Source organism: Bradyrhizobium sp. SRL28 (assembly GCF_018596315.1).
Lineage (GTDB): Bacteria > Pseudomonadota > Alphaproteobacteria > Rhizobiales > Xanthobacteraceae > Bradyrhizobium.
This window is the reverse complement of sequence record NZ_JAHEAG010000006.1, coordinates 278,407-298,939: the sequence shown is the minus strand read 5'-3', so window position 1 is coordinate 298,939 and position 20,533 is coordinate 278,407. Positions and strand designations below refer to the sequence as shown.

23 protein-coding genes and 1 other RNA gene are annotated in these 20,533 nt (G+C 64.0%); 15 read left to right on the top strand and 9 right to left on the bottom strand.

Going from position 1 to position 20,533, the window contains the following annotated elements:
• Positions 1 to 23: 23 nt before the first annotated feature.
• The 7 genes from argB to KIP88_RS17055 all read left to right on the top strand — a co-directional run bounded on the left by argB (position 24) and on the right by KIP88_RS17055 (position 6,520).
• Positions 24 to 920, top strand: coding sequence for an acetylglutamate kinase (gene argB, locus KIP88_RS17085; RefSeq protein ID WP_214489082.1), 897 nt, complete (start codon positions 24 to 26; stop codon positions 918 to 920).
• Between the two features lie 203 nt (positions 921 to 1,123).
• The gene (locus KIP88_RS17080) at positions 1,124 to 2,110 is read left to right on the top strand and encodes a DUF1036 domain-containing protein (protein ID WP_214489107.1); all 987 of its coding nucleotides are present in this window, start codon (positions 1,124 to 1,126) and stop codon (positions 2,108 to 2,110) included.
• A gap of 175 nt (positions 2,111 to 2,285) precedes the next feature.
• Positions 2,286 to 2,978, top strand: a complete 693-nt coding sequence (locus KIP88_RS17075; RefSeq protein WP_214489081.1) for a pyrimidine 5'-nucleotidase — start codon at positions 2,286 to 2,288, stop codon at positions 2,976 to 2,978.
• Positions 2,979 to 3,141: 163 nt separating this feature from the next.
• On the top strand, positions 3,142 to 3,987 hold the full coding sequence (gene dapD / locus KIP88_RS17070; protein WP_214489080.1) for a 2,3,4,5-tetrahydropyridine-2,6-dicarboxylate N-succinyltransferase: 846 nt from the start codon (positions 3,142 to 3,144) through the stop codon (positions 3,985 to 3,987).
• A 68-nt stretch (positions 3,988 to 4,055) separates the two neighbouring features.
• The gene (locus KIP88_RS17065; protein ID WP_214489079.1) at positions 4,056 to 4,673 is read left to right on the top strand and encodes a DUF805 domain-containing protein; all 618 of its coding nucleotides are present in this window, start codon (positions 4,056 to 4,058) and stop codon (positions 4,671 to 4,673) included.
• Positions 4,666 to 5,820 (top strand): succinyl-diaminopimelate desuccinylase, encoded by a 1,155-nt coding sequence (gene dapE, locus KIP88_RS17060; protein ID WP_214489078.1) that lies wholly within the window; start codon positions 4,666 to 4,668, stop codon positions 5,818 to 5,820. The genes KIP88_RS17065 and dapE overlap by 8 nt, the downstream gene beginning before the upstream one ends.
• A 34-nt stretch (positions 5,821 to 5,854) precedes the next feature.
• Positions 5,855 to 6,520: a dihydrofolate reductase family protein gene (locus tag KIP88_RS17055; protein WP_214489077.1), complete on the top strand. Its 666-nt coding sequence runs from the start codon at positions 5,855 to 5,857 to the stop codon at positions 6,518 to 6,520.
• Positions 6,521 to 6,618: 98 nt separating this feature from the next.
• On the opposite strand, the gene truA is transcribed toward KIP88_RS17055, so the two are convergent.
• The 3 genes from truA to def form a co-directional block, all read right to left on the bottom strand.
• A complete protein-coding gene (gene truA / locus KIP88_RS17050) occupies positions 6,619 to 7,356 on the bottom strand; it encodes a tRNA pseudouridine(38-40) synthase TruA (RefSeq protein WP_214489076.1) in 738 nt (245 codons plus the stop codon).
• Complete coding sequence (fmt, locus tag KIP88_RS17045) at positions 7,356 to 8,288, bottom strand: methionyl-tRNA formyltransferase (RefSeq protein ID WP_214489075.1); 933 nt, start codon at positions 8,286 to 8,288, stop codon at positions 7,356 to 7,358. Before fmt ends, truA begins: the two co-directional genes overlap by 1 nt.
• A gap of 173 nt (positions 8,289 to 8,461) precedes the next feature.
• The gene (gene def, locus KIP88_RS17040) at positions 8,462 to 8,989 is read right to left on the bottom strand and encodes a peptide deformylase (RefSeq protein WP_214489074.1); all 528 of its coding nucleotides are present in this window, start codon (positions 8,987 to 8,989) and stop codon (positions 8,462 to 8,464) included.
• 170 nt (positions 8,990 to 9,159) lie between these two features.
• Here def and KIP88_RS17035 point away from each other — a divergent pair, with 170 nt between their 5' ends.
• Together KIP88_RS17035 and KIP88_RS17030 are read left to right on the top strand one after the other, a co-directional pair.
• A complete protein-coding gene (locus tag KIP88_RS17035) occupies positions 9,160 to 10,368 on the top strand; it encodes a DNA recombination protein RmuC (RefSeq protein WP_214489073.1) in 1,209 nt (402 codons plus the stop codon).
• A 98-nt stretch (positions 10,369 to 10,466) separates the two neighbouring features.
• Positions 10,467 to 11,837 (top strand): MFS transporter, encoded by a 1,371-nt coding sequence (locus KIP88_RS17030; protein ID WP_214489072.1) that lies wholly within the window; start codon positions 10,467 to 10,469, stop codon positions 11,835 to 11,837.
• 105 nt (positions 11,838 to 11,942) lie between these two features.
• On the opposite strand, the gene KIP88_RS17025 is transcribed toward KIP88_RS17030, so the two are convergent.
• From KIP88_RS17025 to ffs, 5 genes are all read right to left on the bottom strand, one after another.
• The gene (locus KIP88_RS17025) at positions 11,943 to 12,371 is read right to left on the bottom strand and encodes a hypothetical protein (protein ID WP_214489071.1); all 429 of its coding nucleotides are present in this window, start codon (positions 12,369 to 12,371) and stop codon (positions 11,943 to 11,945) included.
• A gap of 24 nt (positions 12,372 to 12,395) precedes the next feature.
• Entirely contained in the window at positions 12,396 to 13,001 is a 606-nt protein-coding gene (gene recR / locus KIP88_RS17020; RefSeq protein ID WP_214489070.1) for a recombination mediator RecR, read from the bottom strand.
• Position 13,002: 1 nt separating this feature from the next.
• The gene (locus tag KIP88_RS17015; protein ID WP_214489069.1) at positions 13,003 to 13,323 is read right to left on the bottom strand and encodes a YbaB/EbfC family nucleoid-associated protein; all 321 of its coding nucleotides are present in this window, start codon (positions 13,321 to 13,323) and stop codon (positions 13,003 to 13,005) included.
• A 24-nt stretch (positions 13,324 to 13,347) separates the two neighbouring features.
• Positions 13,348 to 15,192, bottom strand: coding sequence for a DNA polymerase III subunit gamma/tau (locus KIP88_RS17010; RefSeq protein ID WP_214489068.1), 1,845 nt, complete (start codon positions 15,190 to 15,192; stop codon positions 13,348 to 13,350).
• Positions 15,193 to 15,301: 109 nt separating this feature from the next.
• An RNA gene (gene ffs, locus KIP88_RS17005) (signal recognition particle sRNA small type) lies at positions 15,302 to 15,398 on the bottom strand.
• A gap of 224 nt (positions 15,399 to 15,622) precedes the next feature.
• Between ffs and KIP88_RS17000 the strand changes: the two genes are divergently transcribed.
• From KIP88_RS17000 to KIP88_RS16980, 5 genes are all read left to right on the top strand, one after another.
• Positions 15,623 to 16,048 (top strand): HIT domain-containing protein, encoded by a 426-nt coding sequence (locus tag KIP88_RS17000; RefSeq protein ID WP_214489067.1) that lies wholly within the window; start codon positions 15,623 to 15,625, stop codon positions 16,046 to 16,048.
• A gap of 4 nt (positions 16,049 to 16,052) precedes the next feature.
• Entirely contained in the window at positions 16,053 to 17,003 is a 951-nt protein-coding gene (gene nudC, locus KIP88_RS16995; RefSeq protein ID WP_214489066.1) for an NAD(+) diphosphatase, read from the top strand.
• A gap of 80 nt (positions 17,004 to 17,083) precedes the next feature.
• Positions 17,084 to 18,046: a sugar kinase gene (locus KIP88_RS16990; RefSeq protein ID WP_214489065.1), complete on the top strand. Its 963-nt coding sequence runs from the start codon at positions 17,084 to 17,086 to the stop codon at positions 18,044 to 18,046.
• A gap of 68 nt (positions 18,047 to 18,114) precedes the next feature.
• Positions 18,115 to 18,615 (top strand): Lrp/AsnC family transcriptional regulator, encoded by a 501-nt coding sequence (locus KIP88_RS16985; protein ID WP_057839684.1) that lies wholly within the window; start codon positions 18,115 to 18,117, stop codon positions 18,613 to 18,615.
• 120 nt (positions 18,616 to 18,735) lie between these two features.
• Positions 18,736 to 19,029 carry a hypothetical protein gene (locus KIP88_RS16980; RefSeq protein ID WP_308163588.1) on the top strand — a complete coding sequence of 98 codons (294 nt, stop codon included), beginning with the start codon at positions 18,736 to 18,738 and terminating at the stop codon, positions 19,027 to 19,029.
• 95 nt (positions 19,030 to 19,124) lie between these two features.
• Here KIP88_RS16980 and KIP88_RS48180 read toward each other — a convergent pair whose 3' ends face one another.
• Positions 19,125 to 19,358, bottom strand: coding sequence for a hypothetical protein (locus tag KIP88_RS48180; protein WP_308163587.1), 234 nt, complete (start codon positions 19,356 to 19,358; stop codon positions 19,125 to 19,127).
• Between the two features lie 284 nt (positions 19,359 to 19,642).
• On the opposite strand from KIP88_RS48180, the gene KIP88_RS48175 reads away from it, so the two are divergent.
• Positions 19,643 to 20,521 (top strand): methyl-accepting chemotaxis protein, encoded by an 879-nt coding sequence (locus tag KIP88_RS48175; protein WP_308163586.1) that lies wholly within the window; start codon positions 19,643 to 19,645, stop codon positions 20,519 to 20,521.
• The last annotated feature ends 12 nt before the right edge of the window (positions 20,522 to 20,533 follow it).

Here is a 20,533-nt window from a genome sequence, read left to right as displayed (position 1 = left end):
TCCGGAATGGCGAGAACCGCTTCATGACATCAGCGCAGAATATCAGCCCGCTCGATCAGGCCCGCATCCTGTCGGAAGCGCTGCCGCATATGCAGCAATATGACGAGGAAACCATCGTCATCAAATATGGTGGCCATGCCATGGGCGCCGAGGAAACTGCCAAGGCGTTCGCGCGCGACATCGTGCTGCTGGAGCAGACCGCGATCAATCCGGTGGTGGTGCATGGCGGCGGGCCGCAGATCGCGACCATGCTCAAGCGGCTCGGCATCCAGTCGGAATTCGCCGCCGGGCTTCGCATCACCGACGCCGCCACCATCGAAATCGTCGAGATGGTGCTGGCGGGCTCGGTCAACAAGCAGCTGGTCGGCTACATCAACGAAGCCGGCGGCAAGGCGGTGGGCTTGAGCGGCAAGGACGGCAACATGGTGAAGGCGTCGAAGACGACGCGCACCATGGTCGATCCGGATTCCAACATCGAAAAGGCCGTCGATCTCGGCTTCGTCGGCGACCCCGACAAGGTCGATCTCACGCTGCTGAATCAATTGATCGGCTATGAGCTGATCCCGGTGCTGGCGCCGCTCGCGACCTCGCATGACGGCCAGACGCTGAACGTCAACGCCGACACCTTTGCTGGCGCGGTGGCGGGTGCGCTGAAAGCCAAGCGGCTGTTGCTGCTGACCGACGTTCCCGGCGTACTCGACAAGTCGAAGAAGCTGATTCCGGAATTGTCGGTGAAGGACGCACGAAAACTGATCGCCGACGGCACGATTTCCGGTGGCATGATCCCGAAGGTCGAGACCTGCATCTACGCGCTGGAACAGGGCGTGCAGGGCGTCGTCATCATCGATGGCAAGATGCAGCACGCAGTGCTGCTGGAGTTGTTTACCAATCAAGGCACCGGCACGCTGATCCACAAGTGATGCACAAAGCGGCGACGCGAAAAAGGTTCGTCATGGCCGGGCATAGCAGTCCGAAGGACGGCGTCGCTTCCGCTAGCCTGCGCCCGGCCATCCACGACTTGTTTGCTCCCGGCGGAAAGAACGACGTGGATGCCCGGGTCAAGCCCGGGCATGACGAGCGGAGAGCATCACAGCGGCCACGCTCCGCATTGGCCCGTTTCCTGATGTCCGTGCCCGCCGCGGCGATCTCGCTGTTCGTTTCCTCCCTGCCCGCCTTCGCCGACCTGAAACTCTGCAATCGCATGAGCTATGTGGTCGAGGCCGCGATCGGCATCGACGACAAGGCGGCAACCGCGACGCGGGGCTGGTTCCGGATCGATCCGGCCGCCTGCCGCGTGGTGCTGCAGGGCGCGTTGACCGCCGACCGCATCCTGCTGAATGCACGCGCGCTCGGCGTCTACGGCGCTTCGCCGATCCCGCAGAACGGCAGCGATATGCTATGCATCGCGCCGGAAAATTTCGTCATCGCCGCCGCCCGCCAGTGCCGCGGCAACCAGACGCCTGCGCCGTTCACCCAGATCACGCCGACGCGGACCGACGACGGCAACCTCGTCGCCTATCTCGCCGAGGATTCCGAATATGACGACGAGCAGGCGCGGCTGGCCGGCATCCAGCGGCTGCTTGTCATCGCGGGCTATGACGCCGCGCCGATCGACGGCGTCGACGGGCCGAAGACGCAAGGCGCATTGAGCGCGTTCCTGAAGAGCCGCGGGCTCGCCGCCGACATCGTGCAGTCGCAAAATTTCTTCGCCACCATGATCGAAGCCGTGCAAAAGCCCTCCTCCTCGGGGCTGACCTGGTGCAACGACACGCCGCACAAGATCATGGCCGCGGTCGCCACCGACGACGGCAAGGCGGTGACCAGCCGCGGCTGGTATCGCATCGATCCCGGCAAGTGCCTGCATCCCGACGTGACCGGCCAGCCGAAGCAGGTCTACAGCTTTGCCGAAGCCGTCGATGGCGAAAACCGCGCCGTCAAATACCGGGACAAGCCGCTGAACTGGGGCGGGCCGAAGCAGCTCTGTACGCGTGAGAGCAAGTTCGAGATATCGGAACAGGGAGATTGCGGCACCCGCGGACTTGCGCCGATCGGCTTTGCGCCGGTTGATATGAGTAGCGGCGGCAAGACGCTGCGATTTGCGATGCCGTGATGGAACGTGTCCCTCGCTCCATCGTCGTCCCTGCGAACGCAGGGACCCATAACCACAGGGCTGAACTGTGGCCACCGGCGTCAACCACGATTGAAGGCAACACGCACCGTGCTTACCAACAACCTACACGGCGTATGGGTCCCCGCGTTCGCGGGGACGACCCGGTGAGAGAATCATGACATCCCCTCGCCCCTTCTCCCACATCGACACCTGGGTGTTCGATCTCGACAACACGCTCTACCCGCACCACGTCAATCTGTGGCAGCAGGTCGACGCGCGGATCGGCGAATTCATCGGCGCTTACTTAAAAATCTCCGCGGAAGAAGCCCGCGTGATCCAGAAAGACTATTACCGCCGCTACGGCACCAGCATGCGCGGCATGATGACCGAGCATGGCGTGCACGCCGACGATTATCTGGCCTACGTCCACAAGATCGATCACTCGCCGCTGGAGCCGAACCCGGCGATGGGGGCCGCGATCGCAAAGCTGCCCGGCCGCAAGCTGATCCTGACCAATGGCTCGACCGACCATGCCGGCGCGGTGCTGGAACGGCTCGGCATAACCCAACATTTCGAGGCGGTGTTCGACATCATCGCCGCCGAACTGGAGCCAAAGCCGGCGCCGCAGACCTACGACAAATTCCTGCGCGTCCACGGCGTGGATCCCCTGAGGTCGGCGATGTTCGAGGATCTCGCCCGCAACCTCGTGGTGCCGCACCAGCTCGGCATGACCACGGTGCTGGTGGTGCCCGACGGTGCCCAGGAAGTGGTGCGCGAGGATTGGGAGCTGGAAGGCCGGGATGCGGCTTACGTCGATCATGTGACGGATGATCTGACGGGGTTTTTGGAGAGGTTGAGCGGGAAGTAGCCCGGATGGAGCGAAGCGCAATCCGGGGATCGCTCCTCAAGCGAGACTGTCCCGGATTACGCTTCGCTCCATCCGGGCTACGAGGCTCTTCCAGCCTTGACTCTCCCTCTCCAAATCCCGAAAAAGCCCGTCAACTTCGTCCGAAATCCCCAAGGAAATCCCGATGTCCCTGTCCGCACTCGAATCCACCGTCAACTCCGCCTTCGATGCCCGCGACGGCATTTCGACGTCGACCAAGGGCGAGGTTCGCGAGGCTGTCGATAGCGCGCTCGAGCTGCTCGACAAGGGCGAGGCGCGCGTCGCCGAACGCGGCGCTGACGGCAAGTGGAAGGTCAATCAGTGGCTGAAGAAGGCGGTGCTGCTGTCGTTCCGCCTCAACGACATGAGTGCTATTCCCGGCGGGCCGGGCAAGGCGTCGTGGTGGGACAAGGTGCCGTCCAAGTTCGAGGGCTGGGGCGAGAACCGTTTTCGCGACGCGGGCTTTCGCGCCGTGCCGGGCTCGATCGTGCGCCGTTCGGCCTTCATCGCCCGCAACGTCGTGCTGATGCCTTCCTTCGTCAATCTCGGCGCCTATGTCGATGAAGCGACCATGATCGACACCTGGTCCACCGTCGGCTCCTGCGCACAGATCGGCAAGCGCGTGCATATTTCCGGCGGCGTCGGCATCGGCGGCGTGCTGGAGCCGCTGCAGGCCGAGCCCGTGATCGTCGAGGACGACTGCTTCATCGGCGCGCGCAGCGAAGTGGCGGAAGGCGTGATCGTGCGCAAGGGCGCGGTGCTGGCGATGGGCGTGTTCCTCGGCGCTTCCACCAAGATCGTCGACCGCGAGACCGGCGAAATTTTCATCGGCGAAGTTCCGGAATATTCCGTCGTGGTTCCCGGCGCGCTGCCCGGCAAGCCCTTGAAGAACGGCCAGCCTGGCCCCTCCACCGCCTGCGCCGTGATCGTCAAGCGCGTCGACGAGCGCACCCGCTCCAAGACCAGCATCAACGAGCTGCTGCGGGATTAATCGAACCGGGGACTTTTTCGCGCGACTAATGTACCGGACCGCTGGCTTCCGCCTCCGGAGCATTGCGCATGGACTGGACCTGGTACCTGTTCCGCTTTGACGGCCGCATCAACCGCGCCAAATTGTGGCTCGCGATGCTGGTCCTGTTGGGCTTGATGATGTCTGTGGGGTTGGTGATCGTTGCGATCCACAGCCTGTTCGGCGTCGCCTCGTCCTTCCATTTCGGCGCCAAGGACCTCTTCAAGCTGGTGGATCCCGACGCGTATCGGTCCCTGACGTGGGCCGACATCCCCCGGCTCTTGATCAAACTGTTCGGCACGTCGCTGCTGATGTGGGTCTACTTCGCGACCTCCATCAAGCGGCTGCACGACCGCGACAAGAGCGGCTGGTGGATGGTGCCGTTCTTCGTCGTCCCCGGCCTCTACAACCAGTTCGACGACCGGCTGCCCGACTCCTACTTCATGATGCTGCCTGCCCTGATCGTGTTTACCTTGTACGTGTGGGGCTTCATCGAAATGTATTGCCTGAAGGGCTCGCGCAAGACCAACCGGTTCGGCGCCGACCCGCTGACGCCGAAGCCGGCGCCGGATACGCGGCCCCGCTGGGACCAGCAGAGCGAGATCGAAATGGTGCCGCACAAGGCTGGCCCGCCGCCGGTTTGGCGTGTTAAGCCGGGGTATGAATGACGCCGTTTCCATTACCCGCGACCTCGTCCGCTGCCCGTCCGTAACGCCCGCCGATGCCGGTGCGCTCGGCGTCCTCGAGCGCCTGCTGAAAGACGCCGGCTTCGAGGTGCATCGCGTTACCTTCGGCGAGCCCGGCACCGCCGATATCGACAACCTCTACGCCCGCATCGGCTTCGAAGCGCCACACATCACCTTTGCCGGCCATACCGATGTGGTGCCGCCCGGTGACGAAACCGCATGGACGCTCGGCGCGTTCTCGGGCGAAGTGAAGGACGGTTTCCTCTATGGCCGCGGCGCGGTCGACATGAAGGGCGGCATCGCCTGCAGCGTCGCCGCCGTGCTCGACTATCTGAAAGGCAATAGCGGCAAGCCCAAAGGCTCGATCTCGTTTTTGATCACCGGCGACGAAGAAGACATTTCGGTCAACGGCACCATCAAGCTGCTGAAGTGGTGCGCCGAACGTGGCGAAAAATTCGATCATTGCGTGCTCGGCGAGCCCTCCAATGTCGAAATGCTCGGCGACTGCATCAAGATCGGCCGCCGCGGCTCGCAATCCGGCACGCTCCATGTCGACGGCGTGCAGGGCCATGTCGCCTATCCGCACCGGGCGTCGAACCCGGTGCCGGATATTTCACGGCTGATCGTGGCGCTCTCCGACGAGCCGTTGGATCACGGCAGCGCGCAGTTCCAGGCTTCCAATCTCGAGTTCACGTCAGTGGATGTCGGCAACACCGCTGGCAATGTGATCCCGGGCCAGGCGCGCGCAAAGTTCAACATCCGCTTCAACGACAATCACACCCAGGAGACGCTGCGCGCGCTGGTCGAGGAACGGCTGGCGAAAGCCTGCGGCAATCGCATCCGCGCTCGAATCGTGTGGGAATATTCCAACTCCAACGTGTTCGTCACAAAACCCGGCGCGTTCACCGATCTTGCGGTCGCCGCGATCGAGGAGGTGACGGGACGCAAGCCGGAGCTCTCGACCTCCGGCGGCACCTCGGATGCGCGCTTCATCTCGGGCTATTGCCCGGTGATCGAATTCGGCCTGGTCGGCCAGACCATGCATCAGGTCGACGAACGCACGCCGGTGGCAGATCTGGAGAAGCTGACGAAGATCTATCGCGGCGTGCTGGATCGGTATTTTGCCTGACTTGTGCCGTCTTCCTCGGTGAGGATGTGACGTCATGACCGGTTCAGCCAACAGCAAGCTCGTTGTCCGCTGCTTCAGCGTGTCCGCCGACGGCTACGGCGCGGGCCCCGGCCAGGACGCCGACAATCCGTTGGGCGTCGGCGGGTTGGGGCTGCACGAATGGATAATGCCGACCCAGACGATCCAGAAAGTACTGTTCGCAAAGGATATCGGCACGACCGGCCCGGATGACGATTTTGCGACGCGGGGTTTTGAGAACATCGGCGCATGGATCCTCGGCCGCAACATGTTCGGCCCGGTGCGGGGCCCCTGGCCGGATGAATCGTGGAAAGGCTGGTGGGGCGACGAGCCGCCCTATCATTGCGATGTCTTCGTGCTGACGCACCATCCCCGCGCGCCCATCACCATGAAGGGCGGTACGGTCTTCCATTTCGTCTCCGATGGCATCGAGGCGGCGCTGCAGAAGGCGCGCGAGGCTGCCGGCGGCAAGGACGTGAGGCTAGGGGGCGGTGTCGCGACTATCCAGCAATATCTGCGCGCCCGCCTGATCGACGAAATGCACGTCGCGATCGCACCGACCCTGCTTGGATCGGGCGAGAGCCTGTTCGCAGGGCTCGATCTGCCGAGCCTTGGCTACAAGCTAACCAATCACGTCGCGACGGCGAGAGCCACGCACCTGGTGTTCGGCTGCGTCCCGTAGACCGCAGGATGGGTGGAGCGAAGCGATACCCATCACCTCGCCGCACGCCCGATGGGTATCGCTTCGCTCCACCCATCCTACGAGGTCGTCGGCGACGACTAATACTCCACCCGCACCAGATACAATCCCTCCGGCGGCGCCACGGGGCCGCAGGCGGCGCGGTTGCGGGCGGCGAGCGCGGCGGCGAGGTCGTCGGCGCTCCAGCGGCCTTCGCCGACCCAGACCAGCGAGCCCACCATCGAGCGCACCTGGCTGTGCAGGAATGAGCGCGCCGAGGTCATGATCGAGACCGCATCCCCTTCCCTGATCACGTCGAGCTGGTCGAGCGTCTTCTCCGGCGATTTCGCCTGGCATTCGGTGTCGCGAAACGTCGTGAAATCGTGCTTGCCGAGCAGGCGTTGGGCGGCGATGTGCATCGCGTCCGTATCGAGATGGCGCGGTATCCGCCAGCTTCGCTTGATATCGAGCGCGAGATTGGCTCTGGAGTTGGTGATGCGGTAGCGGTAGTGGCGTCTCCTGGCGGAGAAACGCGCTTCGAAATCATCGGCGACGATTTCCGCCGAGAGCACGCCGATCGGATGCGGGCGCAAATGCGCGTTCAGCCCGTCGCGCAGTCGGCCCGGCGGAAACGGCTTCTGGATATCGCAATGCGCGACCTGCGCCAGCGCATGCACGCCGGCATCGGTGCGGCCCGAGCCGTGGACGCGAACCTGCTCGCCGCAGATCGCCTTCACCGCGGCTTCCATCGCGCCCTGCACGGTCGGCGCGTTGTCCTGGATCTGCCAGCCGGAGAACGGCGTGCCGTCATATTCGATGATGAGTTTGTAGCGGGGCATCAGCCGAGCCGCGTCGGCGGTTTGAGCGGCGTCCCGCGCAAGAAGTCCGCGGCCTTCATCGGCGCCTTGCCGGCGCGCTGCAGTTCAAGAATGCGGATCGCGGCGTTACCGCAGGCGATCGTCAACCCATCGTCGAGCACTTCGCCGGGCGCGCCGGCTCCGTCAGCCGGTTCGCAGCGCAGGATCTTGATCCGCGCCGGCTCGCCATCGCTCGCGATCTCGCACCAGGCGCCGGGAAACGGCGACAGGCCGTGAATATGCCGCAGCACCTCGCGCGCCGGGCGCTGCCAGTTGATCCGCGCCTCGGCCTTCTCGATCTTGGCGGCGTAGGTCACGCCGTCCTCGCTCTGCTTCTGGAGCTGCAGCCCGCCGCGGGCCAGCGCGCCCATCGCACGCACCATCAGGTCGGCGCCGAGCGGCGCCAGCGCGTCATGCAGGTCGGCGGCGGTCATGGTGTCCGTGATCGCCAGCCGCTCGGCCATCGCGACGTCGCCGGTGTCGAGGCCGACATCCATCTTCATCACCATCACGCCGCTCTCGGCATCGCCTGCCATGATGGCGCGGTTGATCGGGGCGGCACCGCGCCAGCGCGGCAGCAGCGAGCCGTGCAGATTGAAGCAGCCGAGCGGCGGCGCATCCAGGATGGCCTGCGGCAGGATCATGCCGTAGGCGACGACCACGGCGGCGTCCGCATTGTGCGTGCGAAATTCCTCGAGCGCTTCCGGCGTTTTCAGCGTCGTTGGCGTCAGCACGGGAATCCCGAGCCGCCGCGCTTCCTGCTCCACGGGCGTCGGCTGCAGCTTCATGCCCCGCCCTGCCGGCTTCGGCACGCGGGTATAGACGGCCACGATCTCATGGCCGTGAGCCATGAGTTCCAACAGCGTCGGCACCGCAAAATCGGGCGTGCCCATGAAGATCAAGCGGAGTGGCATGAGGCGGAAAAATCCCAGGTCGATTCAGTTTATTCCGTCATGGCCGGGCATAGTAGTCTGCTTTGCGCAGACTACGTACACTTGTCAGCGCTCCCGGCCATCCACGTCTTTGGTGCGGCAGAAAGGACGTGGATGCCCGGTCAAGCCCGGGCATGACGGTCGATAGAGTGGGCTTACTCCGCCGCGCGCTTGGCGGCTTTCGTAAATTTCTTCAGCACGCGGTCGCGCTTCAGCTTCGACAGATAGTCGACGAACAGCACGCCGTTGAGGTGGTCGATCTCGTGCTGGATGCAGGTGGCGAACAGGCCGTCGGCGTCTTCTTCATGCACCTTGCCGTCGAGATCGGTGAAGCGGATGCGCACCTTCGCCGGGCGCTCGACCTCCTCGTAATATTCGGGGATCGAGAGGCAGCCTTCCTCGTAGACCGACAATTCCTCCGACGAGGAGATGATTTCCGGATTGATGAATACCCGCGGGCGCGGCTTGGTCTCGCCGTTCTCGTCCTTCTTGGCGAGGTCCATGGTGATCAGCCGCAAGGGTTGCGCGACCTGGATCGCCGCAAGCCCAATGCCGGGCGCGTCGTACATGGTCTCGAACATATCGTCGGCGAGCTTGCGGATCTCCGTCGTCACCTTCTCGACGGGTTTGGAGACCAGCCGGAGCTGTTTGTCCGGCAGGATGATGATTTCTCTTAGGGCCATAGCGCGCGATTTAAGCTGCTGATTTGTCGCGGTCAATGCGCCGGGGCGCCCGTTAAGGCGGCCTTAACCATGATTTTTAAGGTGGTGTTAACCACGAAAATTAACCCGCCATTTACCATAAATGTTCCCTCTTCGTTCGCGAAAGCCAGCGAATCGGGCTACATAGCCGCATGAACGAAATTCTTTTCATTGTCGGCGACTTGCCGATTCACGTCGGCGAGGCGCTGATCGGGTTCGGCGCGCTGGCTTTGGTGCTACTGCTGGTGATCGCCATCGTCATCGCCCGCTCCGGCCGCCGGGGTGCGGAACTGGCGATGGCGCAGGCGATTCGCGCCGACGAGCTGGAGGAACGCCTGAGCGAGATGCTGCGGGCGCAGAGCGAGTCCACCGGCCGGGTCGACGCCATGGCGCAGGCGCTGGTGGGACGCCAGTCCGAGATGACGCGGGCGGTCAATGAGCGGCTGGATTCGGTGACCCACCGCGTCGGCCAATCCATGGAAGCGACCACGCGCCACACCATGGACAGCTTGCGCGTGCTGCATGAGCGGCTCGGCATCATCGACAACGCGCACAAGAACCTCACCGACCTGACGTCGCAGGTGACGACCTTGCGCGACGTGCTCGCCAACAAGCAGTCGCGCGGCGCGTTCGGCCAGGCGCGGATGGAAGCGATCGTGCAGGACGGCATGCCGCAGGGCTCGTACGAATTCCAGCACACGCTCTCGTCCGGAAAGCGGCCGGATTGCGTGGTGTTCCTGCCCGACCAGCGCCCGCTCTGCATCGACGCGAAATTCCCGCTGGAAGCGATGACCGCGCTGCACGATGCGCGCAGCGACGAGGAGCGCAAATTCGCCACCCAGCGCCTGCGCAACGACGTGATGAAACACGTCAACGACATCGCCGAGAAATATCTGATCACCGGCGAGACCCAGGACACCGCGCTGATGTTCGTGCCGTCGGAATCGGTCTATGCCGAAATCCACGACGGCTTTGACGATGTGATCCAGAAGGCCTACCGCGCCCGCGTCGTGCTGGTATCGCCGTCGCTGCTGATGCTGGCGATCCAGGTGATGCAGCAGATCCTGAAAGACGCGCGGATGCGCGACGCCGCCGACCAGATCCGCACCGAAGTGCTCAACCTCGGCGACGATCTCGGACGTTTGCGCGAGCGCGTGCTGAAGCTGCAGAAGCATTTTGGCGACGTCAACGAGGATGTGCGGCAGATATTGATTTCCGCCGACAAGATCGAGAAGCGTGCCGGGCGGATCGAGGAACTCGATTTCAGCAAGGCGGAGGCGCCGGTGGAAGTGCCGCGCGTGGTGAAGGGCGGAACAGCCGAGCTGTTCCCCGTCCCGCGCAAGCTGCAGGCGGGGGAGTAGGCGTTTATGCGCAGCTTTAGCCACATATCAAACTGTCATCGCCCGGCTTGACCGGGCGATGACAGTCTTTTTGTTGCAGAATCTGCTAACACCCCTCCATGCCAGCACCAGAATCCGCTTCCGTTTCGTCTGAGAAAGCCGCAGCCCCCGCGCCAACCTGGCGCGAGAGCCTCACCGTCTACCTTCAGCCGCGCGTGCTGATCGTGCTGATGCTCGGCTTTTCCTCCGGGCTGCCGCTGGCCCTGTCGGGATCAACGCTATTGGTGTGGATGCGGGAATCCGGCGTCGATCTCGGCACCATCGGGCTGTTTGCGCTGGTCGGCACGCCCTACACGCTGAAATTTATCTGGGCGCCGCTGGTCGATGCGCTGCACGTGCCGATCTTCACGCGCGCCTTCGGCCGAAGGCGCGGCTGGCTGGTGTTCTCACAACTGCTCCTGATCGGTGCGATCCTTCTGCTGGCGCTGACCGACCCGGCGCGCTCGCCGCTGTTCGTCGCGCTCGGCGCGCTGCTGGTCGCAACGATGTCGTCGACGCAGGACATCGTGGTCGATGCGTTCCGCGTCGAAAGCCTGCCCGAGAGCGAACAGGCCGCCGGCATGGCGTCCTACGTCGCAGCCTACCGGATCGGCTTGCTGGTATCGACCGCCGGCGTGCTCTTCCTGGTGAGCGCATTCGAAAGCACCGGCATCGGCCGCAACGCAGCGTGGATGTGGGGCTATGTTGCCATGGCCGCTTTGGTGCTGATCGGCACCGTCACCGCGCTGGCCGCCACCGAACCCGAGCAATCGGTGCGCGCGGAGGCCAAGACCCGCGGCGAGGCAGCTTTCTCGCGCGTCATGCATGCGGCCGTCGGGGCATTCTCCGAGTTTCTCGCCCGCAAATACGCCTGGGTGGCGCTGGCCTTCGTGGTGCTGTTCAAATTCACCGACGCGTTTTCCGGCACGATGACCGCGCCGTTCGTGATCGATCTCGGCTTCACCCGCAATGACTACGCCGCGATCGTCAAGGGCGTCGGCCTCATCGCGACCCTGATCGGCGGTTTTGCCGGCGGTTATCTGGCGCGGCGCTATTCGCTGGTCGCAAGCCTGTGGATCGGCGGCTTGCTGCAGGCGATCTCCAACCTGGTGTTCGCGTGGCTCGCCTATGTCGGCGTCAATCAATGGGCGCTGGCGGTTGCGATCTCGGCGGAAAACTTCACCGGCGCGATCGGCACGGTGATCTTCGTCGCCTACCTTTCAGCGTTGTGCCAGAACCCGCTGCACACCGCGACCCAGTACGCGCTGCTCACCGCGCTCGCCGCCGTCGGACGCACTTATCTGTCCTCCGGCGCGGGCTATGTGGCGGAGGCGACCGGCTGGCCGCTGTTCTTTGTGATATCCGTCGCGGTTGCGGTCCCGAGCCTGATCCTGCTGGCCTGGCTGCAGCGGCGGGGGCATTTCGAGGCGGTGGGGACGGTGAAGGTCTGATCGCTTGTAGCCCGGATGGAGCGAAGCGAAATCCGGGGTCGGTGCGACGGCAGGGAAGGCGTCCCGGATTGCGCTTCGCTCCATCCGGGCTACGAACTTCGCAACTCAGTGCTTCGTCACCACGCTCCACTTCGTGATGACGGCTTCGCTCATCTGCCCGGCGTCCTGCGCACAGGCGACTTCGTCGACCTTGACGGAAATCGCCTTGCCGATGAAATTCTTCAGTTGCGCGGCCTGGGCGTCGCTGCTGGTGACGAGCTGGAACGTCTCGGGGCCGGTTTCGAGATTGCACAGCCCGTTCGGCGGCGGCAGCCGGCGCGGTTCGCTGGTGATCTGGTAGGTCGCGGCGCGCTTGCTCCTCTTGCTGCCCTTCATGGCGTTGAGTTCGCCGGACAGGACGTCGCCGGCATTGATCGGCTTTCCGGGCTTCGGCGCCGGCTCCGCCTGCTGCGCCCATGCGGAAGGGGCAACCAGAGCCGCGGCCATGATGATGACCGCAAAGCGGGAGCGTTTGCCGAATCGTCGTTTCGTCATGTCGATCAGTTCCGTTGATGTGGGTTAGAACAGCGTTCGCTGCCGCATGGCAGCCGATAGCGTACCTTCGTCGAGATAATCAAGTTCGCCGCCGACCGGTACGCCGTGCGCAAGCCGGGTCACCTTGACGTTGGCGTCCTGCAGGAGATCGGTGATGTAATGGGCGGTGGTCTGGCCATCAACCGTTGCATTCAGCGCCAGAACGATCTCGCTGACTTGTGATTCGTGCGCGCGGGCCACCAGCGCGTCGATGGTCAGATCCTGCGGACCGACGCCATCGAGTGGCGACAATGTGGCACCGAGCACGTGATAGCGGCCGTTGGTCGCATTCGCCCGTTCCAGCGCCCAGAGATCGGCCACATCCGCGACCACAACGATGGTCGAGGGATCTCGCCGAGGGTCGGTGCACACCGTGCAGGGATTTTGCGTGTCGATATTGCCGCAGGTCTTGCAAACCTGAATTTTGTCGATTGCCACCTGCAGCGCGCCGGCGAGCGGCGTCATCAGCGCCTCGCGCTTCTTGATCAGGTGCAGCGCCGCGCGCCGCGCCGAGCGCGGGCCGAGCCCCGGCAGCCGCGCCAGGAGCTGGATCAGGCGTTCGATTTCAGGCCCGGCAACGCTGGCGGCCATCTCAGGTCAGACCAAGTCCGGGCGGCAGTCCGAGCCCGCCGGTCAGAGCCTGCATCTTTTCCATGGCCGCGGTTTCCGCCTTGCGCCGCGCGTCGTTATGCGCGGTCACCAGCAGATCCTCGAGCACTTCGCGCTCCTCGGCCTTCATCAGCGAGGGATCGATCCTGACGCCCTTCACTTCCATCTTCGCAGTCATGCGCACGGCGACGAGTCCGCCGCCGGAGATGCCCTCGACCTCGAGATTGCCGAGTTCTTCCTGCATCGCCTGCATCTTTTCCTGCAACTGCGCTGCCTGCTTCATCATGCCGAGAAAATCAGCCATTCGTTCGTCCTCTTGAGAGTTCGATTAGTCGTCGTCGCCGTCGGAACTCTCGTTCAGGTCTTCAGCGTTAATATTGGATTCCGGCGGCTCGGCGGCAAGCCGGCGCACCTCGACCACTTTGGCGCCAGGAAATCGCGCCAGCACCTCCTGGACGCGCGGATCGGCCTCCGCGGCGCGCGCGTGCTCGTTCCTGGCCTGCTCATTCTGCGAGCGCAGCGTCGGCTGGCCGGCCTCGTTGGAGACGATCACGGTCCAGCGCCGCCCGGTCCATTGCTCCAGCTTGCGGGAGAGATCATTGACCAGCCCCCGCGCCGCGTTGCGCTCCAGCGCCACTTCCAGCCGCCCGTCCTCGAAGCGGACCAGGCGCATATCGGATTCCAGCGCCGCCTTGGTCAGGATATCGCGCTTCTCGCCGGCAAGGGCTACGAGCTGCGGAAAAGTGGCGAGCCGCAGGACGGGTGCGGACTCGGTTTGGGCCGACGGCGCCACCATTTGCGGCCGCGCGGACGCTTCCGCGCCGGAGCGAGGCGATGCAGGCGTCCGCATCGGCGACGGGGCAGACATTGAAGATACCGGTGCGGTGGGCGCGGCCCGCGCCGGCGCCGCGCCGCCGGAAGCAATTTGCGCTCCGCCGCCATTCTGGTCGAGCATCCGGATCGCCTCATCCGGGGTCGGCAGGTCTGCGACATAGGCGATGCGGACCAGCACCATTTCCGCGGCCGCGGCGGGCCGGGTCGCGGTCTGGACTTCTGCGATGCCCTTGAGCAGCATCTGCCACATCCGCGACAGCACCCGCATCGACAGTTTTGCGGCGAATTCGCGGGCGCGGACGCGCTCGGTCTCACCGAACGCGACATTGTCGGCAGTGGCTGGAACGATCTTCACCCGGGTGACGAAATTGACGAATTCGGCGAGGTCAGACAGCACCACGACCGGATCGGCGCCGACGTCATATTGGGCGCGGAATTCACCAAAGGCGCTGGCGATATCGCCGCGCGCCAGATGCTCGAACAGATCGATCACCCGGGTGCGGTCGGCAAGGCCCAGCATCTGCCGCACCGCGTCGGCACGGACAAGGCCCGCCGCATGCGCGATCGCCTGGTCGAACAAAGAGAGCGAATCGCGCACCGAGCCTTCCGCAGCGCGCGCGATGATGCCGAGCGCCTCGGGCTCGACCTCGACGCCTTCCTTTTTCGCGATGTTGGAAAGGTGCCCCATCAGCACATCCGCCTCGACCCGGCGGAGATCAAAACGCTGGCAGCGCGACAGCACCGTGACCGGGACTTTGCGGATTTCGGTGGTGGCGAAGACGAATTTGGCGTGCTCGGGCGGCTCCTCCAGCGTCTTCAGGAAGGCGTTGAAGGCCGCCGTCGACAGCATGTGGACTTCGTCGATGATGTAGACCTTGTAGCGGGCGCTGGCCGGCGCATAGCGCACGCTGTCATTGATCTGGCGGACGTCGTCGACGCCGGTATGGGAGGCGGCGTCCATTTCCAGCACGTCCATGTGCCGGCTTTCCATGATCGCTTGGCAGTGCACGCCTAGGTCAGGCATGTGGATGGTCGGCCCCTTCACCGAACCGTCCTGCTTTTCGTAGTTCAGCGCGCGGGCGAGAATCCGCGCCGTGGTGGTTTTGCCCACACCGCGGACGCCGGTCAGGATCCAGGCCTGCGGAATCCGGCCGGTTTCGAACGCATTCGAAACAGTGCGGACCATGGCCTCTTGGCCGATCAGGTCGTCAAAACTGGAGGGGCGGTATTTGCGTGCCAGCACCCGGTAGGGCTTGGCGGCCTCGCCCTGGCCGCCGAGTTCGAAACCGCTCTGGCCGGCGCCGTCTGATTTGTCGGGGGGAGCGCCAGCATCACTCATCGGTCGATCCGCAATTGATTGTCTCTCGGCGCTGGCTTGCGGAAAGGAGCGAAATCAGGCGCAAGGCGCGGACTTTGCCGCCACCTAGCGCGATTCGCTCGAAAAACAGGTAGGAGACTGACGAGCGACCCGATCCGGACCTCGTTAGGGCTGCTTCCTTCCGGACCTGACCCGGTTGGCGAGTGGCTCGTCCACCGCCAATCTCCCGGTCCTTATTTGGGGCCAAAAGGGCCGGAAAGCAAGCGGGGCTTTCCCTGTCATACCCCGCGAAAGCGGGGTATCCAGTAGGCTGCGGCCCATCAGTAAACAGAGGCGCCGCGGCGTACTGGATCACCCGCTTTCGCGGGTGATGACGCCTTGCTATGAAACTGAAGGAGTGCCCCAGCAGGCACTTTATAGGCCCGACATAGATCGGGCGTGGGAACCCTTGATGCCCTCTGACGCCTCCGCCTGGTCGCTGCATTCCCAGCTCAAAAAGGACACGATCGACATCGGCGACCTGCCGCTGTGCAAGGTGCTGGTCATCAAGGATGCGCATTACCCATGGCTGCTGCTGGTACCGCGCCGGGAGGGTGCGGTAGAAATTATCGATCTCGACGAGGTCGCGCAGGCCCAGTTGATGACCGAAATCTCCCGCGTCTCGCGCGCCCTGAAAGAGGTCACCAATTGCGACAAGCTCAATGTCGCAGCCCTCGGCAATCTGGTGCCGCAGTTGCATGTCCACGTTATCGCGCGGCGCACCAGCGATGCGGCCTGGCCGCGTCCGGTCTGGGGCGTGATGCCGCCGCTGGCGCATGACGCCGAGGAAGTACAGAATTTCATCAACGCGCTTCGCCGCAAGATCTGGTTGGGTTGAACAGATGTCCGCATTCGACAAGTATCCGCTGGGAAAGCCCGCTTTCGTTACGCATATTCTCGATCGCGCCGCACATCTGCGCACCAATGACGAAAAACTGTTCACACTGGAGAGCCAACGCAACGCCGGCGCCTATGTGATCTACCGCGACTCGCTTCTGGTGAAGCAGGAGGCGGACGGGCCGCGCGTGCTGCTCGGGGTCGAAGAGGCCGTGAAGCTCGGCGCCAATCCCGGCACGATCTTTTTGGGGCTACGCGACGGCGCGCCTGTTTTCGGCATGGGCATCGCAGCCGCCGCGGTAGAGAAGCTGATGACGCGCGACGACGTCGCCGTGACCGAGCTGCGCGGCATGGCCATGCAGGGCACGGTGCCACCGGAACAGCTCTCCGCCATCGCCATGGCCAAATCGATGGTGACCTGGCATCAGCGCCACGGCTTCTGCGCCAATTGCGGCACGCGCACCGCGATGAAGGAAGGCGGCTGGAAGCGCGAGTGCCCGAGCTGCAAGGCCGAGCACTTTCCGCGCACCGATCCGGTCGTGATCATGCTGGTGACATCAGGCGACAAGTGCCTGCTCGGCCGCCAGAAGCAGTTCTTGCCCGGGATGTGGTCGTGTCTGGCCGGCTTCGTCGAAGCGGCGGAGACCATCGAAGACGCCGTCCGCCGGGAGATTTTCGAGGAATCCGGGATTCGCTGCACCGACGTGAGCTATTACATGACGCAGCCATGGCCCTATCCGTCATCGCTGATGATCGGATGCGCCGCGCGCGCGCTCAACGAGGATATCGTGGTGGATCGCACCGAGCTCGAGGACGCGCGCTGGTTCGATCGCGCCGAGGTCGCACTGATGCACCGGCGCGAACATCCTGACGGCTTATTTGCGGCGCATCCGTTTGCGATTGCGCACCATCTGATCGGACGCTGGGTGCATGGGGGAAACGAAACGAGTGCATAGCGGGAACCGTCCATGGATCAGTCGATTAACTCCGGACATTGGTTCCGGCTAAAGGCGGAACCGACATGACGGACTCCCGAATGAACTTTCAAGACAAAGCCCCCAAAATTTCGCCGCGGATTCTCTGCATCGGTATGCCGGTGCGCGACCTCACCTTTCATACGCCGGGTGTTCCTGGGCGCGGTTCAAAAGAGAACGCCACCGCATTCGACGAAATCTGCGGCGGCAACGCGCTCAATGGCGCGATCGGCATCGTTCGGCTCGGTGGCCGCGCCTCGATCTGCGGGCCGATGGGCGATGCCAAGGAAACATCGAGCCGCTTCATCTTCGATCAGATGGCGCATGAGGGCATCGAGACGAAACATCTCATCCACATGTCGGGGCTGGTGACGCCGATCTCGGCTGTCATGATCGACCCTTCCGGCGAGCGCACCATCGTGACCTTCCGCGATCCGGAACTGTGGCACGTGAAATTGCCCGACTTCGACACGCTGCTGGATGACTGCGCCGCCATCCTCACCGAGAGCCGCTGCGCCGAATTCTGCACCGAGCTTTGCGCCGAGGCCGTCCGCCGCGGCATTCCCGTGATCGTCGATGTCGATCGCGCGATGTCGCTGCGCGAGGGCCTGTTGAACGCCTCGACCCACCTGGTGTTCTCCAGCGAGCCGCTGCAGGAAACCGCAGATGTTACCGACGATGCCCAGGCGCTGAAGAAAATTGCAAAACTGACCCCGTCGTTCCTGGCGGGAACCCGGGGCCCGAGGGGCACGATCTGGCTCGACGAAAACGGGGAGATCCAGGAAACCCCGGCCTTCCCGGTGCATACGGTGGACACCCTCGGCGCCGGCGACGTCTTCCACGGCGCGTTTGCGCTGGCCATCACCGAAAAGCAGGAATTGCGACAGGCACTGCGATTCGCCTCCGCCGCTGCAGCGCTGAAATGCACCCGGTTCGGGGGCGCCTTCGCCGCCCCGCAACGTGCTGAAGTTGAAGAGCTTTTGAGCCACGGCCAGGTTGCAGACCGGGCCGCGACCGGTCAATAGATGGGCTTGCTATAGAAGAATTTTCTATATATGAGGGGATCAGACCTTTCATATGGAACATTCTTCTCATGACCGACGTAGCCATTCAGCTCCACGAAGGCAGCCGCCGCTTGGACGCCATCGACCGCAAGATCCTGACCGTGCTGCAGGAGGACGCCTCTCTCTCGGTTGCCGAGATCGGGGACCGGGTCGGCCTGTCGTCGACGCCGTGCTGGAAGCGAATCCAGCGACTGGAGGCCGACGGTGTGATCCTGCGCCGGGTGGCGCTGGTCGATCAGAACAAGATCGGGCTCGGCATTTCCGTGTTCGTCTCGGTCGAGAGCTCCGATCATTCCGAGGCCTGGCTGAAGACCTTCGCCAGCGCCGTCAGCGCCATGCCCGAGGTGATGGAGTTCTACCGGATGGCCGGCGACGTCGATTACATGCTGCGCGTCGTGGTCGCCGACATGGCGAGCTATGACGTGTTCTACAAGAAGCTGATCAGCGCGGTGCCGCTGAAGAACGTCACCTCGCGCTTTGCGATGGAGAAGATCAAGTCGGTGACGGCGCTGCCGGTGCCGGCGGCGTAAGTAACCTCCGTAATTCTACGGAGCGGGTCCGTTCACCGAACATTAGCCCTGTGTCCATAGACACGGGGGATGGGTCGGAATGTCACACTCAGCCACCGATGGCCCGCATGGCTCAACGCCGTGCTGTTGCTGATCGCCAGCTTCATCGGCGTCGCGGCACTGTCTATTCAGGCTCGCCCAGGCACCGAAGTCGTAGCCGTAGCATTTCCTGTTTGGTGGGATTCTCAGCAGGCCTTCTCGGCCGCCGCTTCAGCCAATGCTGCAATCGTCCGCGTGACCGCCGTTCCATCGCTGCTGGTGGTGCGGCCCGACGGCGTTGAGGGAATGTCACGGCTGCACGAGGCCGGGGCCTGGTTCGTAATCGATCCGCAAGCGATCGCGGCCTGCTTCACAAACAAAGCAGCTATTTATTGAATGCATATTGGGAATTCGGAAATGACCATTGAAAGCGATGATCTTGCAGCTTTGCGCGAAACCACCAGCAAGGCCTTGCTGGGATTGCTCTGGCTTCATGTTCCCATTGCGCTCGCCATCGGCCTGATGCGCGATAGCGGCTGGCTAGCGCCAACCGCGCTGATGGCGGCGATGGCGCTGGCCGCGACCCTGTCGTGGCGCACCTCGGGTAACGGGCTTTCGACGCGGCTGATCTTTGCCGTCGCCCTGATGGGCAGCGTGTCGGTGTTTACCTTCCAGTTCGCCGGCCATGCCTGGCAGGTCGACACGCACATGTATTTCTTCGCCACGCTGGCGTGTCTCCTCGCCTATTGCGACTATCGCCCGATCCTCGCCGGCGCGGTCGCGGTCGCGCTGCATCATCTGGTGCTGAACTTCCTGCTTCCGGCGGCGGTTTATCCCGGCGGCGCCGATCTCGGCCGCGTCGTGCTTCACGCCGTCATTCTTCTGATCGAGGCCGGCGTGCTGAGCTGGCTGGCGGTGAAGCTGTCCGGCCTGTTCGAGACGACCGCGCAGAAGACCGCCCGAGGCGGAAGCGGCAAATGCCGCCGAAGCCCGAGCCAATATCGACCGGATGACCGCCGAACGGCAGACCAAGCAGGACAGCGACGCGGCGCGCCGCGAACTCGCCGCGGGCTTCGAGCGCAAGATCGGCAGCATCGTCGAGGCGGTCGCGTTAACCGCCAACGAGGTGCAGGGCCTCTCCACCTTGATGAGCAAGAGCAACGCGGAAACCACGCGGCATACTGCAGAGGCAGCGGCCGCCTCGACCCGGGCCTCGTCGAACGTGGAAACGGTTGCGGCGGCGACCGAGGAGCTGACGGCCTCCATAAGCAACATTGCCCAGCAGGTGACGCGCTCCGCCGAAATCGCCAACAAGGCCGCCGAAGAGGCGCGCCGCACCAACTCCGTGGTTGAGGGGCTTGCCGCCGGCACCCAGAAGATCGGCGAAGTCGTCACGCTGATCCAGAGCATTGCGAGCCAGACCAACCTGCTGGCGCTGAACGCCACGATCGAAGCCGCCCGCGCCGGCGAACATGGACGGGGATTTGCGGTGGTGGCGAGCGAAGTCAAGGCGCTGGCCAATCAGACCGCGAAAGCAACGGAAGAAATCTCCGCGCAGGTGCAGGACATCCAGACGGCCACCAGCCAGGCCGTCAGCGCCATCCAGGCGATCGGCGGAACCATCGCCGAGATCGACGAGATATCCAATGAAGTCGCCGCCGCCGTCGATCAACAGGGCGCAGCGACGCGGGAAATCGCCGGCAATGTGCAGCAGGCGGCTAACGGTACGCGGGACGTCAACGGCAACATTCTCAGTGTCAGCCGTGCTTCGGAGGAGGCGGGCCGGGCAACATCGAAGCTACTGGATGCTGCGAACGGTCTGTCGTCGCAATCGGACCAGCTGAAGTCCGAGGTCAACAGCTTCCTGGGCTCGCTGCACGTGGCGTAAGAAGAATTCGAG

What these genes read in the sequence shown, in the direction of transcription:
- argB (WP_214489082.1), top strand. Translation starts at nt 24, where the DNA reads ATGACATCAGCGCAGAATATCAGCCCGCTCGATCAGGCCCGCATCCTG.
- KIP88_RS17080 (WP_214489107.1), top strand. Translation starts at nt 1,124, where the DNA reads ATGTCCGTGCCCGCCGCGGCGATCTCGCTGTTCGTTTCCTCCCTGCCC.
- KIP88_RS17075 (WP_214489081.1), top strand. Translation starts at nt 2,286, where the DNA reads ATGACATCCCCTCGCCCCTTCTCCCACATCGACACCTGGGTGTTCGAT.
- dapD (WP_214489080.1), top strand. Translation starts at nt 3,142, where the DNA reads ATGTCCCTGTCCGCACTCGAATCCACCGTCAACTCCGCCTTCGATGCC.
- KIP88_RS17065 (WP_214489079.1), top strand. Translation starts at nt 4,056, where the DNA reads ATGGACTGGACCTGGTACCTGTTCCGCTTTGACGGCCGCATCAACCGC.
- dapE (WP_214489078.1), top strand. Translation starts at nt 4,666, where the DNA reads ATGAATGACGCCGTTTCCATTACCCGCGACCTCGTCCGCTGCCCGTCC.
- KIP88_RS17055 (WP_214489077.1), top strand. Translation starts at nt 5,855, where the DNA reads ATGACCGGTTCAGCCAACAGCAAGCTCGTTGTCCGCTGCTTCAGCGTG.
- truA (WP_214489076.1), bottom strand. Translation starts at nt 7,356, where the DNA reads ATGCCCCGCTACAAACTCATCATCGAATATGACGGCACGCCGTTCTCC.
- fmt (WP_214489075.1), bottom strand. Translation starts at nt 8,288, where the DNA reads ATGCCACTCCGCTTGATCTTCATGGGCACGCCCGATTTTGCGGTGCCG.
- def (WP_214489074.1), bottom strand. Translation starts at nt 8,989, where the DNA reads ATGGCCCTAAGAGAAATCATCATCCTGCCGGACAAACAGCTCCGGCTG.
- KIP88_RS17035 (WP_214489073.1), top strand. Translation starts at nt 9,160, where the DNA reads ATGAACGAAATTCTTTTCATTGTCGGCGACTTGCCGATTCACGTCGGC.
- KIP88_RS17030 (WP_214489072.1), top strand. Translation starts at nt 10,467, where the DNA reads ATGCCAGCACCAGAATCCGCTTCCGTTTCGTCTGAGAAAGCCGCAGCC.
- KIP88_RS17025 (WP_214489071.1), bottom strand. Translation starts at nt 12,371, where the DNA reads ATGACGAAACGACGATTCGGCAAACGCTCCCGCTTTGCGGTCATCATC.
- recR (WP_214489070.1), bottom strand. Translation starts at nt 13,001, where the DNA reads ATGGCCGCCAGCGTTGCCGGGCCTGAAATCGAACGCCTGATCCAGCTC.
- KIP88_RS17015 (WP_214489069.1), bottom strand. Translation starts at nt 13,323, where the DNA reads ATGGCTGATTTTCTCGGCATGATGAAGCAGGCAGCGCAGTTGCAGGAA.
- KIP88_RS17010 (WP_214489068.1), bottom strand. Translation starts at nt 15,192, where the DNA reads ATGAGTGATGCTGGCGCTCCCCCCGACAAATCAGACGGCGCCGGCCAG.
- KIP88_RS17000 (WP_214489067.1), top strand. Translation starts at nt 15,623, where the DNA reads ATGCCCTCTGACGCCTCCGCCTGGTCGCTGCATTCCCAGCTCAAAAAG.
- nudC (WP_214489066.1), top strand. Translation starts at nt 16,053, where the DNA reads ATGTCCGCATTCGACAAGTATCCGCTGGGAAAGCCCGCTTTCGTTACG.
- KIP88_RS16990 (WP_214489065.1), top strand. Translation starts at nt 17,084, where the DNA reads ATGAACTTTCAAGACAAAGCCCCCAAAATTTCGCCGCGGATTCTCTGC.
- KIP88_RS16985 (WP_057839684.1), top strand. Translation starts at nt 18,115, where the DNA reads ATGACCGACGTAGCCATTCAGCTCCACGAAGGCAGCCGCCGCTTGGAC.
- KIP88_RS48175 (WP_308163586.1), top strand. Translation starts at nt 19,643, where the DNA reads ATGACCGCCGAACGGCAGACCAAGCAGGACAGCGACGCGGCGCGCCGC.